Below are 17,041 nucleotides of genomic sequence, written 5' to 3'. Positions count from 1 at the left end.
ATGGGGGCTGCTAGAAAACATCCATGTTTTCTAGCGTCTCTCCGGGGGCTACCCGACGGCCGCCCCCGATAAATGGTCCCGATGCGGAAGAAAAAAGCTGCTGTGTGACCTTTGGCCGGTCCGTCGGCTTCGCATCGCACGCTACGCTGCAAGATTGCCCGCTCTGCGGGTAATGCCTTCCCGCAGCTGGAGTGATGAATGACCCTTTCCAAGCTGGCCCCGCTGGGCCTGACCCTTGCCATTGCCGCCTCGCTGGCCGCCTGTGGCAAGACCGACACCGCTCCGGCGGCCACCGCTGATGCCGCCAAGCCGGCCTTCGACCTGTCGCAGATCAAGACCCCGCTGATCTCGCTCAACAGCGCCGACCTCGACCCGGCCATTGCCGCGTGTACCGACCTCAACGGGTTCGTCAACAGCAAGTGGCTCAAAGCCAACCCGGTGCCGAACGACCAGACCACCTGGGGCAGCTTCGAAATCCTGCGCGAGCGCTCGCTGGAAGTGCAGCACGCGCTGGTCCAGCAGGCCGCCGCCAGCCAGGCCAAGGCCGGCTCGGTGGAAGCCAAGATCGGTGACATCTGGAAGACCGGCAACGATGAGGCCAAGATCGAAGCGGCCGGCCTGGCACCGCTGCAGCCCCAGCTGGACAAGATCACCGCGCTGAACGACACCGCCGCCATCACCCAGTACCTGCGCGACAGCCAGGCCGAGGGCAAGGGCGTGCTGTTCTCGCTGTTTGCCAATGCCGACTACAAGGATTCGGCCAACGTCATCGCCTACGTCGGCCAGGGCGGCCTGGGCCTGCCGGAGAAGGGCTATTACTTTGACGACGCGCAGGCCAAGATCCGCGATGCCTACGTGGCCTACATCGCCCAGGTGTTGACGCTGTCCGGTGTGGACGCCGCGCAGGCCGCCGAGCAGGCCAAGGCCGTGATGGCCTTTGAAACCCGTTTGGCCAAGGCCTCGATGTCGCGCATCGAAATGCGTGACCCGGCCAAGCGCTACAACCCGCTCAGCGCCGCCGACGCCGACAAGCTGACCCCGAACTTCAGCTGGACCGCGCTGTTCGACACCCTGAAGGTGCCGGCCGCGCAGAAGTTCTCGCTGGCGCAGCCGGGTTTCTTCGGTGAAATGGACAAGATGCTGGCCGACGTGCCGGCCAGCACCTGGCAGGCCTACCTGCGCTTCCACACCATCGATGACGCCTCGCCGTACCTGAGCAGCCAGTTCGAGAAGGCCAACTTCGATTTCTATGGCACCACCCTGCGTGGCCAGAAGGAAATGCAGCCGCGCTGGAAGCGCGTGCTGGAATCGGTGAACGCCTCCATCGGCGAAGGCCTCGGCCAGCTGTACGTCGACGCCGTGTTCCCAGCCGAATCCAAGGAGCAGATGCAGCACCTGGTGGAAAACCTCTCGGTGGCGCTGAAGGCGCGCCTGGAGAAGCTGGAGTGGATGGGCGAAGACACCCGCAAGAAGGCGCTGGAGAAGTGGGCCAGCTTCACCCCGAAGATCGGTTACCCGGACAAGTGGCGCGACTGGTCGGGCTTTGAAACCAACGCCGACAGCTACCTGGGCAACATGCAGGCCGCGCGCGCCTTCAACTACCGCTACATGCTGGACAAGGTCGGCAAGCCGGTCGACAAGACCGAGTGGGGCATGACCCCGCAGACCGTGAACGCCTACTACAACGCGACCAAGAACGAGATCGTGTTCCCGGCGGCGATCCTGCAGGCGCCGTTCTTCGACGCCAAGGCCGACCCAGCGCTGAACTACGGCGGCATTGGCGCGGTGATCGGCCACGAAATGATGCACGGCTACGACGACTCGGGCAGCCAGTTCGCCGCCAACGGCAACTTCGACAACTGGTGGACCGACAGCGACCGCAAGGCCTTCACCGGCCGTACCGACCAGCTGGTCGCGCAGTTCGACGGCTACGAGTCGCTGCCGGGCGTGAACGTGAAGGGCAAGCTGACCCTCGGCGAGAACATCGGCGACCTGGGTGGCCTGACCGTGGCCTATGACGCGCTGCAGATGGCGTTGAAGGAGAACCCGAAGGCGAATGTCGAGGTCGACGGCCACAGCCAGGACCAGCGCTTCTTCATGAACTGGGCCACCGTGTGGCGTCGCAACTTTACCGACGGTGAGCTGCGCGTGCGCCTGAACACCGACCCGCACGCCCCGGCAAACTTCCGCGCCAACGGCGCGCCGTCGAACATGCCGGCGTTCGCGCAGGCGTTCGAGTGCAAGAGCGGCGATGCGATGGTGCGCGCCGACGACAAGCGCGTGGTGATCTGGTAAAGCAAAAAGAGGCCCGGCAATGCCGGGCCTCTTTTTTTCACCCCGGCGTCAACGTGGTCAACAACGCCTTCGCCGCATTGAACCGGTCTTCCGGCAGTGGCAGCGGCACCTTGATGCGCAGCTTGTCCGGGCCTTCCATGGTGTACAGCTTGGGCTGCTTCTGGATCATCTGGATCACCGCCATCGGGTCGATGCGCGGCTGCGCCTCGAACACGATGCGGCCGCCGTTCTCGCCCAGCTCCAGCTTGCGGATGCCCAGCGCATTGCACTGCAGTTTCAGCTCGGCCACCGCGAACAGATGCTTGGCCGCGTCCGGCAACAGCCCGAAGCGGTCGATCATCTCCACCTGCAGCTCGCGCAGTTCGGCGCTGTCGCGTGCGCTGCTGATCCGCTTGTACAGGGTCAGGCGGGTGTGCACGTCGGGCAGGTAATCGTCCGGAATCAACGCCGGTACATGCAGCTCCACTTCCGCACCGCGCACTTCCTCGCCTGAATCCAGGTCGGGCAGCTTGCCCAGCCGGATGCTGCGTACCGCACGCTCCAGCAACTCGGTGTACAAACTGAAGCCGACCTCGGCCATCTGCCCGCTCTGGTCTTCGCCCAGCAGCTCGCCCGCACCACGGATTTCCAGGTCGTGGGTGGCCAACGTGAAACCGGCGCCCAGCGAATCCATCGAGGCGATGGCTTCCAGCCGCTTCTCTGCATCGGGCGTCATCGAACGCTTGTCCGGCACCACCAGGTACGCATAAGCGCGGTGGTGCGAACGGCCGACACGGCCGCGCAGCTGGTGCAGCTGGGCCAGGCCGAAGCGGTCGGCGCGGTTGATGATGATGGTGTTGGCGTTGGGGATGTCGATGCCCGACTCGATGATCGTGGTCGACAGCAGCACGTTGTAGCGCTGCTTCTGGAAGTCCAGCATCACCCGTTCCAGCTCGCGCTCGGGCATCTGCCCGTGGGCGATGCCGATGCGCGCTTCGGGAACCAGCTCGGCCAGGTCGCGTTGCATGCGGCCGATGCTTTCCACGTCGTTGTGCAGGAAATACAGCTGGCCGCCGCGCGACAACTCGCGCTGGAAGGCTTCGCGCAGCAGCGCGTTGTCCCAGGCGGTGATGATGGTCTGCACCGCCAGCCGGTTCGGCGGCGGGGTGGCGATGATCGAGAGGTCGCGCAGCCCGGCCATGGCCATGTTGAGCGTGCGCGGGATCGGCGTGGCGGTCAGGGTCAGCAGGTGCACGTTGGCGCGCATCGCCTTCAGCGCTTCCTTCTGGCGCACGCCAAAGCGCTGCTCTTCGTCCACCACCACCAGGCCCAGGTCCTTGAACTTCACGTCCGGCTGCAGCAGTCGATGGGTGCCGATGATCACATCGATGGTGCCGGCCGCAACCTTCTCCAGCTCGGCCTTGATTTCCTTGGCGGTCTTGAAGCGCGAAAGCACCTCCACACGCAGCGGCCAGTCGGCGAAGCGGTCGCGGAAGTTGCGGTAATGCTGTTCGGCCAGCAGCGTGGTTGGCACCAGTACCGCCACCTGCTTGCCGGCGCTGGCGGCGGCGAAGGCGGCGCGCACGGCCACTTCGGTCTTGCCGAAGCCGACGTCGCCGCAGACCACGCGGTCCATGGGCTGGCTGCTGGCGAGGTCGCGCAGGGTCGCTTCAATGGCGGCGATCTGGTCCGAGGTTTCCTCGAACGGGAAGCCGGCCGCGAACGGCTCGTACATCGCGCGGTCCACGTGCAGTGCCAGTCCGGCGCGCGCCCGGCGGCGGGCCTGGATCTCCAGCAGCTCGGCGGCGACGTCGCGGACCTTTTCGGCTGCGCGGCGCTTGGCCTTGCTCCATTGTTCGCCACCCAGCGAATGCAGCGGCGCGGTTTCCGGCGAAGCGCCCGAGTAGCGGCTGATCAGGTGCAGCTGGGCCACCGGCACGTACAACCGGTCGCCCTTGGCATATTCGATCTCCAGGAACTCGCCCGGCATGCCGCCGGCGTCGAGCACGATCAGCCCGCGGTAACGACCGACACCATGGTCTTCATGGACGATGGGTGCGCCTTCGGTCAGCTCACCGAGGTCGCGGATGATCGCTTCGGGCTCGCGCCCGGCGCGACGGCTGCGCCGGGTCTGGCCAGCACGCTCGGGGAACAGCTGGCGCTCGGTCAGCACCGCCAGCGGTGGCGTGTCGAGCGCAAAGCCGTCTTCCAGCGGCGCCACGGTGATCGCGAAGCGCTGGCTGTCGTCGGCCAGGAAAGTGGGCAGGTCGGCCACCACCGGCGGCTTCAGCTCGGCTGCCTGCAGGACCTCGAGCAGCGCTTCGCGACGGCCCGGCGAGTCGGCGGCGATCAGCACCCGGCCCGGGTAGTGGCCGATGAAGGACTTCAATGCCTCGCCGGCCGGCGCGTCGCGCGCGGCCACCGGCAACGGCGGCAGCGGCTGGTCGCCCAGCGCCGAGGCCTCCTCGATGCGCGCATGGTCCGCGCCCCACACTTCGATGCGGGGCAGGGTGTTCAGGTGTGCGTTGAGCGCCTCTGGGCTGAGGTACAGCTCGCTCGGCGCCAGCAGCGGGCGTTCGACGTCGTGCCGGCGCTGTTCGTAGCGGTTCTGGGTCTGTGCCCAGAACGAGGCCGCCGCTTCGCCCACGCCGGGCGCGATCACCGGCAGCGCGTTCGGCTGCAGGTAGTCGAACAGCGTGGCGGTCTGGTCGAAGAACAGCGGCAGGTAGTACTCCACGCCCGCCGGCGCCAGACCCGCCTTGAGATCCTGGTACAGCGCACTGCGCCGTGTATCCACGTCGAAGCGTTCGCGCAGGGTGGCCAGCACCCGAGATACGCTCAACTCGTCCAGCGGCACTTCGCGACCCGGCAGCATGCGCACCGCGTCGACCTTGTCCAGCGAACGCTGGCTTTCCGGGTCGAAGGCGCGGATGGAATCGATGTCCTCGTCGAGCAGCTCGACCCGCAACGGCGCGTCGGCGCCCATGGGGAACACGTCAAGCAGGCCACCGCGCACCGCGAAATCGCCCGGGTCCATCACCTGCGGCACGTTGCGGTAGGCCGCTGCCTCAAGCCGACGCTTCTCTGCGTCCAGGTCGAGGCGCTGCCCGACCTTCAGGTCGAAGCTGCCGCCGATGATGTACTTGAGCGGGGCCAGCTGCTGCAGCAGCGTCTGCACCGGCACCACCACGATGCCACGGCGCAGCGTCGGCAACTGATGCAGCGCGGCGAGGCGCTGGGAAATGATGTCGGGGTGCGGGCTGAAGGCGTCGTACGGCAGCGTCTCCCAGTCCGGGAACGCCACCACCGGCAGGTCCGACGCGCTGCCCAGCAGAGTGCGCAGATCGGACTCGATCTGGTTGGCGCCGTGGTTGTCGCGTGCGATGACCAGCAGCGGCCCGGCATGGGCATCGGCGGCGCGCGCGATGTACCACGCCAGCGCCGTCGGTGATGCAGGAGCGCGCCACCAGGCGCGGAGCTGCCCGGAACGGGGCAGCGGCGGTGCGGGATAGGAAGTGCGTGACATGAGCTGCCGATTTTAGCAGACGCCCACGTGATGACTTCCTATTGACCCGGGTCGAGCTCCAGCACCATCCGCACCAGGCCGGAGCCTTCATTTGGATGCGGCACCTGCTTGAAGCCCAGCGAGGCGGCCAGCTGCTTCATCGGCACGTTCGCTTCCAGAACGTCGCCATACAGGCGGTCCAGGTACTTGCCACGCGCCCATTTGACCAGCTTGCGCATCAGCTGCCGGCCCAGGCCCTGGCCGATCAGGAAGCGGCTGATCAGGATGGCGTACTCGGCCTCGCGGGTGCCGGGCACGATGGAAGCGCGCGCCAATGCACCGACCACGGCATCGCCGGGCGTTTCGTTCTCGGCAGCCACCAGGGTGATCTCACCCTTGGGGTTGGGATGGGTCAGGCGCTGCATCGACTCGTCGGACAGCTCGGTGACCGACTGCAGCAGTCGGTCGCGGATTTCCTCCGGCCCGAACAGGCTGAAGGCGGCCTTCAACGGTGCGCCGTCTTCTGGACGGATCGGGCGGATCAGCAGTTCGTGGCCGCTGGGAGCCTTGAAGATTTCGTGCCAGGGCGGCATGCGGTTACGGGTAGCCATACCGGTGATTCCTTGGTGGTCTTCGGATTCTCGCATCCCCGGGGGCGCGTTCCGTGAACGGAACGCTCACGCCGGTCATTCGGCCTGCTTGAGCCACTGCAGCCGGGTACTCGCACCGGCTTCGCCCAGATGCTGCTTGAGCGCGGGCATGGCCGGAGCCAATACCTGGTCGAACTGCCAGGGCGGGTTGAGCAGCAGCATGCCACTGCCGTTTAGCCTGAGGGGAGAGTCGTCGGGCCGCACCAGTAGTTCTACTGTAAGCACCGACTTCACCGGCAGGGCGCAGGCCTTGCGCAGAAAATGCAGGATGGTGCGGCGCTGCTTGATCGGGAACCAGATCGCGAAGCTGGCCTGCGGCCACCGGCCCAGGATCTCGCTCACCGAGGCGAGGATGCGCTGGTACTCGGCGTCCTGGCCCTCGTAGGGCGGGTCGATCAGGACCAGGCCGCGGCCGATCTTGGCCCCGTTGGCCTTGGGCGGCAGCAGCGCCTTGTTCTGTGCGTAGCCGTCGGCGTGCAGCACCGCGACCCGGCTGTCGTGCGCGAACAGGGCCTTCAGCGAAGCCGCTTCGGCGTCCTGCAGTTCGCACACCGCCATGCGGTCCTGCTCGCGCATGGCCTGCGCGCTGAGCAGCGGCGAGCCCGGGTAGCTGACCATCGCGCCGACCGGGTTGTCGGCCTGCACCGCCTTGAGATAGCGCTCCACCACGGCCGGCAGGGTGGGCTGCGCCATCAGCCGCATCACGCCGTCTTCGGCCTCCAGGGTCTTGCGGCTCTCCTCGCTGGCCAGCAGGTAGCGGCCGGCGCCGCCATGGGTGTCCAGCACGAAGAACGGGCTGTCCTTGCGCTTGAAGCTGTCGAGCAGGGCAAGCTGCACGATGTGCTTGAGCACATCGGCGTGGTTGCCGGCATGGAAGGCGTGGTGGTAATTCATCGGCGCAGTGTACGGGGCGGCGGCCCCAGCGGCTATGCTGCGCGCATGAACCGCCCCCTGCATACCGTTCTGGTCGTCGAAGACGAGGCCGCCATCGCCGATACCGTGCTCTACGCGCTGCGCAGCGAGGGCTACGCGGCCGAACACTGCCTGCTTGGCGCGCAGGCCCTGCAGCGCCTGCGCCAGGGGCCGGTGGACGTGGTGGTGCTGGACGTGGGCCTGCCGGACATGAGCGGATTCGAGGTGTGCCGCGCGCTGCGTACCTTCAGCCAGGTACCGGTGATCTTCCTGACGGCCCGCAACGACGAGTTCGACCGGGTGCTGGGCCTGGAACTGGGCGCCGACGACTACATGGCCAAGCCGTTTTCGCCGCGCGAGCTGGTGGCGCGGGTGCGCGCCCGGCTGCGCCGCAGCGCGCCGGTGGTGGAGGCCGAGGGGTCGGGCTGGCAGCCGCACGGCCGCTTCGCGATCGACCGCGAGGGCCGCCGTATCCGCTTCGACGGCCAGGCACTGGAGCTGACCCGCTACGAGTACGCGCTGCTGGCCGCGCTGCTTCAACGCCCCGGTGCCATCCTCAGCCGCGCCCAGCTGATGGACCGGGGCTGGGACAGCGACGCCGACAGCGCCGACCGCACCGTGGACACCCACGTGAAGACCCTGCGCATCAAGCTGCGCGCGGCCGGGGCGGACCCGGACCCGATCCGCACCCACCGCGGCGTGGGTTACGCCCTGGAGGTGTAGCGTGCGGCTGGGCCTGAAACTGTTCCTCGGCTTTTTCCTGATCGTGGGCATCGCCGCGTTCTTCGTGATGCGCGTGTTCGTCAACGAAGTGAAGCCCGGGGTGCGCCAGGCGATGGAGGCGACCCTGGTGGACGCGGCCAACGTGCTGGCGGAGATGGCGGCTGCGGACCTCAAGTCCGGGAACATCAACAACGGCGCGTTCGTCGCCAACCTGGCGCGCGCGCAACGCCGCGATCCCAAGGCGATGGTGTGGCGTTTCCCCAAGCGCAGTCTCGACTACCGTGTGACCATCACCGACGCGCGTGGCATCGTGGTCTACGACTCCACCGGGCAGGATATCGGCCGCGACAACTCGCGCTGGAACGATGTCTACCGCACCCTGCGCGGCGAGTACGGCGCGCGCTCCAGCCCGGAAACCCCGGGCGACGAAGTGCATTCGGTGATGCACGTGGCTGCGCCGATCCACGACCCTGCAGATGCCACCCGGCTCATCGGCGTGCTCAGCCTGGCCCAGCCCAACCGCAGCATCGACCCGTTCATTGCCGCCAGCCAGCGCGCCATCCTGCAGCGTGGTGCCTGGCTGATCGGGATTTCCGCGTTGATCGGCCTGTTGATGACCGCCTGGCTGATGCACGGCGTGAACCGTCTCAACCGCTACGCCAAGGCGGTCAGCGCCGGCGAACCGGTGCCGCCCCCGCAGGCCCGCCGCGACGAGATCGGCGACCTGGGCCGGGCGCTGGAAACCATGCGTCGCAAGCTGGAGGGCAAGGCGTACGTGGAGCAGTACGTGCAGTCGCTGACCCACGAGATGAAAAGCCCGCTGGCGGCGATCCGCGGTGCGGCCGAGCTGCTGCAGGAGCCGCTGCCGGAGGCGGACCGCATGCATTTCGCACGCAGCATCCAGGGCCAGGAACAGCGGCTGACCGAAACCATCGACAAGCTGCTGGCGCTGGCCGAAGTTGAGCAGCATGGCTGGCTGCAGACGCGCGAGCGGATTGCCGTGGCGCCGCTGCTGCAGGCGGCCGCCGATGCGGTGGCGGTGCGTGCGCAGGCGGCCGGGGTAGGCGTGGAGGTTGAGGCCGCTGCGGAACTGGAAGTGCAGGGCGACGCTTACCTGCTGCGGCAGGCGCTGAACAACCTGCTGGAGAACGCGCTCGCGTTTTCGGCCGCTGGAAGCCGTATCGCGTTGAGCGCAACCCGAGACGGCGATGCAGTGGTGCTGCGCGTGGCCGACCGCGGCAGTGGAGTGCCGGACTTTGCGCTGGAGCGCGTGTTCGAACGGTTCTATTCGTTGGCGCGGCCGACGACGGGTCTGCGTAGCTCAGGATTGGGGTTGTCGTTCGTGCAGGAGGTGGCGCGACTGCACGGCGGGCGGGTGGCGCTGGTGAATCGCGAGGGTGGCGGAGCGGTCGCGTCAGTCTGGCTGCGGTGAGTCTGCAGCCACGCAGGACGTGGCTCTACCAGAGACTTCACATTCGCTTCTTATTCGCTGCAAACCTGACACACCGTCGGTTGAGACGCTGGCACCCTTCCCAACCGAGGACGGGTGATGAAATCCCTGAAAATGCTGTTGCGGTTCGCCATCGTGGGCGGGCTGATCCTGTTGCTGCTTATTCCGTTGATGATGATCCGCGGGGTGATCAGCGAGCGCGAGGCGTATCGCGACGAGGCCTACCTGCGGGTGTCGCAGAGTCGGGCCGGGGCGCAGACCCTGACCGGCCCGATCCGGGTGGTGCCGTGGACCGACACCCGCCAGGTCGAAGTGGTGGATGCCACCGGCACCAAAAAGATTGAAACCCAGGTCGAACAGAGCTACTGGCTGCAGATGCCGTCGAAGCTGGTGGTCGATGGCGGCATGGTGCCGGACGAACGCCGGATCGGCCTGTTCCGTGTGCCGGTGTACACCTGGAAGGCGAAGGTCAGCGCGGTCTTCAGCGATGACGACTATCCGATCAAGGCCGGGCGTGTATACGGCACGCCGTACCTGGCGGTCGGCATAGCAGACGTGCGTGGCCTGGTCGGCTCGCCCGATCTGAAGGTCGACGGCGAGGCGCTGACCCTGCAACCGGGCATCGGCGATGTCAGTGGCATCGGCAAGGGCCTGCACGTGCCGCTGCAGGGCTTCACCGACACGGCCGGTGGCCTGCTCAAGGCCAGCAAGGTGGAGCTGTCGGTGGTGCTCGACGGCACCCGTTCGCTGGCGGTGGTGCCTGTGGGCGACGACAGCCGCATCGCGATCCGCTCGCCGTGGCCGCATCCGTCGTTCGGCGGCAGTTTCCTGCCCAATGAGCGGCAGGTAGGCGAGAAGGGCTTTGAGGCGCAGTGGGCGGTGTCGTCGCTGGCTTCCGAAGCACAACGCCAGCTGCGCAGCGCCCGTGATGTGGAGCCGGAAACGGTGAGCGTGGAGCTGGTCAACCCGGTCGACATCTACACCCAGGCCGACCGCGCCAGCAAGTACGGCATCCTCTTCATCGTGCTGACTTTTGTGGGCTTCATCCTGTTCGAGCTGATCAAGCGCCTGCGCATCCACCCGCTGCAATACCTGATGGTCGGGCTGGCGCTGGCGATCTTCTTCCTGCTGCTGTTGAGCCTCTCCGAACACATTCCGTTCTGGGTGGCCTACGTGGTCTCGGCGGTGGCCTGCATCGGGCTGCAGGCGGTGTACTTGTCCGGGGTGCTGGGCAGCTGGCTGCGTGGACTGGGGTTTGCCGGCATGCTCACTGTGTTGTACGGCGCGCTGTATGGACTGCTGGTGTCGGAGAACAATGCGCTGCTGATGGGCTCGCTGCTGCTGTTCGGCGTGCTGGCTACCGCGATGTGGATCACCCGCCGGATCGACTGGTACGAACTTGGCGCGAGCCTGAAGTAAGGCGATGGCGATGAACGTGCAGCATCGTCTGCAGGCGCGTGCCAGCCGGGCCTTGCCGGCCCGGCTGGGGCGTTGCGCGCTGGTGACGGATGCGGAGGCGACACGCCTGTGGCCGTCGCCGCTGCAGGCTCTGCCGGGGGCGCGCGTTGCGCCCGGCGTGTTGCGGTTTGCACTCGCCGCCGAAACCCGTGCTGCCGTACTTGCACAGGGACTGGCCTTCCTGCGCGACGCCCGGAACGCACGCGGACCGTGTCACGCGGGGCAGGACGGTGATCGTTATGGACCCTGGTGCGAAGGCCCTGGCGCCAGGGTCATTGTTGCCATGTGCGGCCTGCCGCGGACATGGCCGGCGGACGTGCCGATCTACGCCAGCGCATCCAGCGACGCAGCGCGGTGGTTGGTGTTGTTGCCGACACAGGGTGAACTCTGGTTCGGCTGGCGGCGTTGACGCTTCCGGCTCCGGGGAACGTGGCGCGACGCTGCTGGCTCAAGGATGGGCTGGAAATATTATGGGATCGCGCTAGGTTCCAGCCCCTCGTCACCTCACTTCGCACCCATGGCGAACCTGACCCTGTCCCCAGCGGGACGCGCTTACGGTCCAGCGACCCCGCTGGCGCCCGCGCCGATGTCGCAACGTCCGACGTCCGCTGTCTCGGTATCGAATCGCAGCGTGCATCCCATGCCCCCCGCACGCCGCCTATGGTTGGACGGAGTACCGCAGAACGCGTTGGACGCGCTCGCCGCCGCCCTGCGCATGGGGCCGCTGGATGCCCATTTCTTCCTGACCCTGGAGTCGGGTTTCCATCGCACTGCGCTGTCCGCTCTAATGGCGCAGGGGCTGGTGGACGACGCACTTCCCGCGATGCTTCCTGCGGTGTTGCCCAAGGACCAGCGAGCTGCATGGCGGATCTGCCTGACCGCGTTGCTTACGCTGCCCCGGGTGGACTGGGAGGTGCACTGCGTGGCGCTGCGTTCACTGCTGACCGAAGACGTGGCGAGCCGGAATTCATTGTTCGGCGCAATGCGTGATGCGCTGTACCGGCCGTTGGACCAATCGCGCGATACGTGGAATGGCATCCTCGACGCGCAGCGGGCACAGGGCGTGGACGATGCGCGCGCGGTAGCCTTGGGCCTGCAGGTGCATCCACCGGCGTGGCAACGCGGGATCGCACGACAGCAGTTGCATCAGTGGCTGCCGGCACTGCCCGCTGCCCAGATCGAACGGGCGGTGGCACAGGTGGCCGCAAGCGCGGCGGCTACCGGTGACATCATGGATAGCCGCGCGGCGCTGCCAGCCCTGTTCGACCTGTTGGATCTCGACCAATGCCCGCTGATCAACGACGAACAACGCGTCGTAGTGCTCGCTACGCTGGACCAGCTGGCCGGTGGTAGTGCCGCGCCGCTGCTGCTCACGCGGGGAGGTCGCGGTGACCAGCTGGGCCAGTGGTTGCTGGCGGTGGCGCAGCGTGCAGACCCAGCGCCGCATCCATCCACCGGCCTGCGCCGCGCCATGGTGGATGCGCTGCTGTACGTTGCGTCGCTGGCGCCGGTGCGGCCGTCAGTGGTACCGGGCGGTGCGGCTGCGTCGCAGGTGTCTTCCAACGCGCCTGCGGTCATTCCCGGCGCCGTGCCGTCGTTGATTCGCGCACCGGGCGCAGCGTGTGCGAGCGGTGCCGCCCGGCATGGCGGACGCAGCATGCTGGCGACCGCCGCAGGGCTGGTCGGCAGCGGGCTCGGCCTGGCTGCACTGGGGTGGCGCTGGGCATTCCGGGATACGCCGACGACCGCATCCGCACCGGAGCAGGTGGCGCACGTCGTGGCACTGCTGGACGAGGTCATCGACCACGACGGCGCGGGCTCGATCTGGCAGGCACTGTGGCACCGGGTGCACGACGCACCGAACCCGGACAGGGCGGCGCTCAGCGTGGAGGTCGCCGAACTGCTTCAAGCCAATCACGTGGCGCGCGAAGTGATCGCCGCGCTGGCATCGCCTGCCCCAGTGCCTGCTGCAGGCGAAGCCCACCGCGTGCGCCGGTCGATTGCCACCCCGTCCCTGGTGGGCCACGGCGAAACGGTATTGGGTGCCGGCGAACGCAGCCAGCTTGATGACGTCAGCCGGATCCTGGTCGACGCGGCATGGCAGGCGCCGCCTCCGGATGTCGAGCAGGCGCCGCAGCCCCCCGTTTCACCGCCCGGACTGGACCTGGCGCTGGTCCGCTCGCGGATGCTGACCTGGGTGCAGTCGATGGGGCGCAATGCCAGCGAGCAGCATCAGCGTTTGAACACCGCCTGGCGCCAGGTGGTGGCCTCCGAACACAGCCTGGTCCTGGCCTTTGCCGAGTTGCCCCATCTGGACCGGGATCTGACCCAACTGGTGACAGCGGACCTGCGCAGGGTCACCGGCAAGGAGGTCGATCCCACCCAGATCTACCTCAACACCTTCCAGACCAGCGAGACCTGGCCGCAATGGGAAGCCCGCCAGTTGCGCCCGCCGGGAGCGACGTTCCGCAACCAGCATCGCCTGGTGCCGCCCGACCGCCGTGTGCGCAGCGGGCTGGTCAGCGCCCACACCCTGGTGGGCGCGGCGCTGCTGCCGGTCGAGACCGACAGCCTGTACGCCGGGTTGTACTACCGGGGGGTGCCGGAAACCTACTTCCCGGTGCAGGAATGCCGGGAACTGACCTATCGGCAGTTCGCCGTTGCGGTGCAGGGCCGCGATTACCTCGGCGCCTTCCGCCGCCGCCATGACGCATGCCTGGAAGAGGCCTGGCACGGTCGGCCTGTTGCCGGTTCGTCGCGCTTCGTCACCGCCATCGGCCGGCGCCTGGCAGGCACGGCGGTACTGCTGAATGCCGCAGGGCAGCTCAGCGACCCGGCGGCCGCAGTGGTCAAGGCGCTGGTCGATTTTCCCACCCGGTTCAATCCTGCCGAGGCTGGCGACGGCCGCGCGTTGGCACAGCCGGGCTGGCAGGTCGATGTGCACGCCGTGTCCGCCGATGCCGATGGCCAAGTCGTGCCCTTGCACGGCGTGCTGCTGGTCACCGCCGTGGCCGGCCCGCACCCGTCGGCGCCGATCACGCTGTTGGTGAGTACCACGCGCACGCCGTTGATCCAGGCCTTCGACTCAACTGAAGCCGCCATGCAGCAGCTCGCCGACGAAGTGCCGCACCAGCTGTCCCTGCGGGTCGCAGTGAACCACCACGCGCGTTGGCAGAACGGGGTTCTGCCGGTCAGGCCGGCGTATGTGATCGAAGGCGACTTCCGCTGGGCATTGTTCCTGCAGATGCTTGAGCTGCGGCATGCGCAGCTGCGCGCTACGGGCTTGCGGTCGTCCGCACAGCTGCGCCAGGCGTTCAATTCCCTGGATGCCGGGCTGGCCTCGCCGTACCTGCCGATCCCGGTGCCGGTTCTGGCCGCCGCCGGTGAGCTGGCCGCACTGGACAGCGCCGGTCTGTCCGCGCGCAGCACGGCGCATTGGCTGGCGCGGTTCCCGCCCGACACGCCCGGCGCGCTGCAGAACGCCGGCATCGACGGCGCACGCTGGCTGCATGCGTTGAGCGTGGGGCGCAGCCTGGTCGAGCATGCCTACCCCTTGCTGGTGCCCTTCGTGCAGCGGCGCCTGGACGATGAAATCATGCGCCGCTACCGGACCGCGTTCGACAGCAGCTGCTGCTACATCGTGTCGTTCAAGGACGGGCGTGCCAGCGACCAGACCCAGAGCGGATGGGTGCACAACCGGGCGCAGAAAGTGTCGGTGGCCAGCTTCGCCGACTGCGTGATGACCCGCGCGGCGGGGTTCGACGAATCGCCGGGGCGTCTGCTGGGCCTGTACACCAGCGGCGACAGCGCGCTGTTCGACGAGAACAACGAAGTGGTGGGCCTGGAGGCGTCCCAGCTGCTCGCGATCGCACGCGAACTGGACGTGCAGGGCGACTATATGCGGGCCCTGGAGCAGTTCTGGCAGGCGCATGCAACCGATGTCCTGACGACCCTGCGCGGTGGCTTCCTGTATGGCTGCGCGCAGCAGCATGCCGACGGTTCGCTGTCCTCACGCGGCGCGCAGCTGGCGCTGGGGCCATTCGGCACCATGACGGCGGCCCAGTCGCAGGACCCGGGCTACACGCCGGTGCCACGCAGTGGCATGCGCAGCGGCTGGCTGCAGATCCACGGCATCGCCTCGACCGTGCTGCATATCGGCGACGCGCAGGGGCCGGAGGCGCTGCTGTATTTCCCCAACGACCGCCACCGCTTCCACGAATTCGCCAGCGATGCGGACATGATGGGCTGGGTCGAGCGTGCCGCAGCCACCGACATCGGACGGAAATGGCTGGAGACCGCGTTCGACCTTGCCGACCTGCAGGACGGCTGGATCTCCAATGGCGTGCATACCGCGCTGGGCGACGGCGCCCAGGCGATGTTCGCGCATGGCGGCGCGGTGCTGCCGATCGTTGGCGAAACCTCGCGCGCGCTGGTGGCGCGACTGCAGCAGCGGGCACGCCGCGACGCGCAGACGGTGATGACCTCGCCTTGGGAGGCCTTCCGCCGGACCTGGATGCCGCGCATGGCGCGGTGCCAGGAAGCGATGGGCCTGATTTCGCTGGTGCTGCCCGAGATCCTGCCGGTGGTGGCGCTGGTGTCGGCCGCAGAGCTGGCCGTGGGCGTGCAGCAGGCCGTTGGCGGGGATACCCCCGGCCAGCGCCGTGACGGGGCGGGTACTGCGCTGTCCGGGGCGTTCGGCCTGGCGTTGTCGGCGCCGCTGGGCACCGCGCGGTTGGCTGGGTTGGCCGCGCGCAACGGGGCGCGACTGCAACCGGCGATACAGGCGCCGTCGTGGGAGCGGGTGGTCGACCCGCTCGACCACCTGGCGGAGCGCTACGCGCGGCCGGTGACGCTGTCCGGCTCGCGCGCGGCCGACAACGGCGTGCACGACTACCTGGGGCGGCAGTACATCGAGCAGGGCGGGCACGCCTACGAAGTGGCCTTCGACCGTGCGCACGGCACCTGGCGCCTGCAGAACCCGGCGCCGGGCAACTTCTACCATCAGCCGGTGCGCCTCAACGCGGACGGCGCGTGGGAACCGCACAGCGACGTCGGCCTCCGCGGCGGCGCGCCGAACAGCGGCTCGCGCAGGCGCCAACAGTGGCTGGAGCGCAGCTACCGCGGGTCGTTGAACTCGCTGGTCGAACGCTCGGTGACGCGCTCGGTGGACAGCAGCTCGCAGGATTTCGCCTGGGGGCAGGAGAACTGGGGGCGGGTGAAGACGCCGGACGAGGCCGACACCATCTCCCTGCAGCGCATGAAGGAGCTGTTCGTGTCTGGCAACCTCGACCCGGTGCAGCAGGGCGCCCTGTCGGTGATCATCGAGCGGCTGGACAACACGCTGCGCGCCGAGCGTTACATCGTGGTCAACGAAGTGGTCCACGACTCGGTGTACATTGCCGGCGGCCAGTTCATTCCAGCGTCGCAGACCCTCCTGGGCGAGGGCATGGGCATGGCGTCATCCGGCATGTGCACCGGGTTGTCGCGGATCATGGCCACGGCCATGGGGCAGGGTGAAGAGGTCCACGTGCTGGATCAGCTGCGCCGGGCGATCCGCGAACCCGGCAGCGCGCACGCCGGGGTGGTGCGCGCGCTGGTCCGCGACGCGCAGGGCGTTGCATTGCTGCCGGGTTCGACCTCGGCGTCTTCGCTGATCGCCATCGACGACCTGGCCGACTTCCTGTCCAAGGTGACCCGCAGCAGCCAGTTCATCCTCAGCGGTTCCACCCACAGCATGGCCTGCGCGATCAACGTGCTGGCCAACGGGCAGCGCGAGTACCTGCTGTACGACCCCAATTTCGGCCTGATGGTGTTCAAGAAGCTGTCCAAGTTCAACCAGTGGACGAACAACCTGTTCGGCTCGCGCTACTTCAGCAGGCTCTCGGCCCGGACCGGGCGCGACAAGGCCGATGAGACCCTGGCCGAAATGTACGGGGCGGTGCCTGCGGCCGGCGGCGGGCGCATGCAGTTCCACCTGCGCCAGGTCGACACCGCGAGGATGAAGGACCAGGCTGCCGCGCGCGGCTGGACCGCCCTGTTCGAGCATGTCCGCTAGCCCCGGCCCCCATT

At 67.9% G+C, this 17,041-nt stretch carries 9 protein-coding genes; 6 read left to right on the top strand and 3 right to left on the bottom strand.

The features are described from left to right. The first annotated feature begins 198 nt into the window (after nucleotides 1-198). A complete protein-coding gene (locus tag RYM47_RS16410) occupies nucleotides 199-2,295 on the top strand; it encodes a M13-type metalloendopeptidase (RefSeq protein ID WP_315389245.1) in 2,097 nt (698 codons plus the stop codon). A 37-nt stretch (nucleotides 2,296-2,332) separates the two neighbouring features. On the opposite strand, the gene mfd is transcribed toward RYM47_RS16410, so the two are convergent. The 3 genes from mfd to rlmJ all read right to left on the bottom strand — a co-directional run bounded on the left by mfd (nucleotide 2,333) and on the right by rlmJ (nucleotide 7,323). Further along, nucleotides 2,333-5,800 (bottom strand): transcription-repair coupling factor, encoded by a 3,468-nt coding sequence (gene mfd / locus RYM47_RS16405; RefSeq protein WP_315389244.1) that lies wholly within the window; start codon nucleotides 5,798-5,800, stop codon nucleotides 2,333-2,335. 38 nt (nucleotides 5,801-5,838) lie between these two features. Next, entirely contained in the window at nucleotides 5,839-6,390 is a 552-nt protein-coding gene (locus RYM47_RS16400; protein ID WP_070208934.1) for a GNAT family N-acetyltransferase, read from the bottom strand. A gap of 75 nt (nucleotides 6,391-6,465) precedes the next feature. Then, nucleotides 6,466-7,323, bottom strand: coding sequence for a 23S rRNA (adenine(2030)-N(6))-methyltransferase RlmJ (gene rlmJ / locus RYM47_RS16395; RefSeq protein WP_315389242.1), 858 nt, complete (start codon nucleotides 7,321-7,323; stop codon nucleotides 6,466-6,468). Nucleotides 7,324-7,368: 45 nt separating this feature from the next. Between rlmJ and creB the strand changes: the two genes are divergently transcribed. From creB to RYM47_RS16370, 5 genes are all read left to right on the top strand, one after another. Then, on the top strand, nucleotides 7,369-8,064 hold the full coding sequence (gene creB, locus RYM47_RS16390) for a two-component system response regulator CreB (protein ID WP_315389240.1): 696 nt from the start codon (nucleotides 7,369-7,371) through the stop codon (nucleotides 8,062-8,064). A 1-nt stretch (nucleotide 8,065) separates the two neighbouring features. Beyond that, the gene (creC, locus tag RYM47_RS16385; protein WP_315389238.1) at nucleotides 8,066-9,496 is read left to right on the top strand and encodes a two-component system sensor histidine kinase CreC; all 1,431 of its coding nucleotides are present in this window, start codon (nucleotides 8,066-8,068) and stop codon (nucleotides 9,494-9,496) included. A gap of 117 nt (nucleotides 9,497-9,613) precedes the next feature. Further along, nucleotides 9,614-10,933 carry a cell envelope integrity protein CreD gene (gene creD / locus RYM47_RS16380; RefSeq protein WP_315389236.1) on the top strand — a complete coding sequence of 440 codons (1,320 nt, stop codon included), beginning with the start codon at nucleotides 9,614-9,616 and terminating at the stop codon, nucleotides 10,931-10,933. Between the two features lie 10 nt (nucleotides 10,934-10,943). Then, entirely contained in the window at nucleotides 10,944-11,381 is a 438-nt protein-coding gene (locus tag RYM47_RS16375; RefSeq protein ID WP_315389234.1) for a hypothetical protein, read from the top strand. A 231-nt stretch (nucleotides 11,382-11,612) separates the two neighbouring features. Then, on the top strand, nucleotides 11,613-17,027 hold the full coding sequence (locus RYM47_RS16370) for a DUF6543 domain-containing protein (protein ID WP_315389232.1): 5,415 nt from the start codon (nucleotides 11,613-11,615) through the stop codon (nucleotides 17,025-17,027). Nucleotides 17,028-17,041: the final 14 nt, after the last annotated feature.

It is taken from the genome of uncultured Stenotrophomonas sp. (assembly GCF_963519125.1).
In the GTDB taxonomy this organism is placed as follows: Bacteria; Pseudomonadota; Gammaproteobacteria; order Xanthomonadales; family Xanthomonadaceae; genus Stenotrophomonas.
This window is presented reverse-complemented; position numbering and strand designations above follow the sequence as displayed.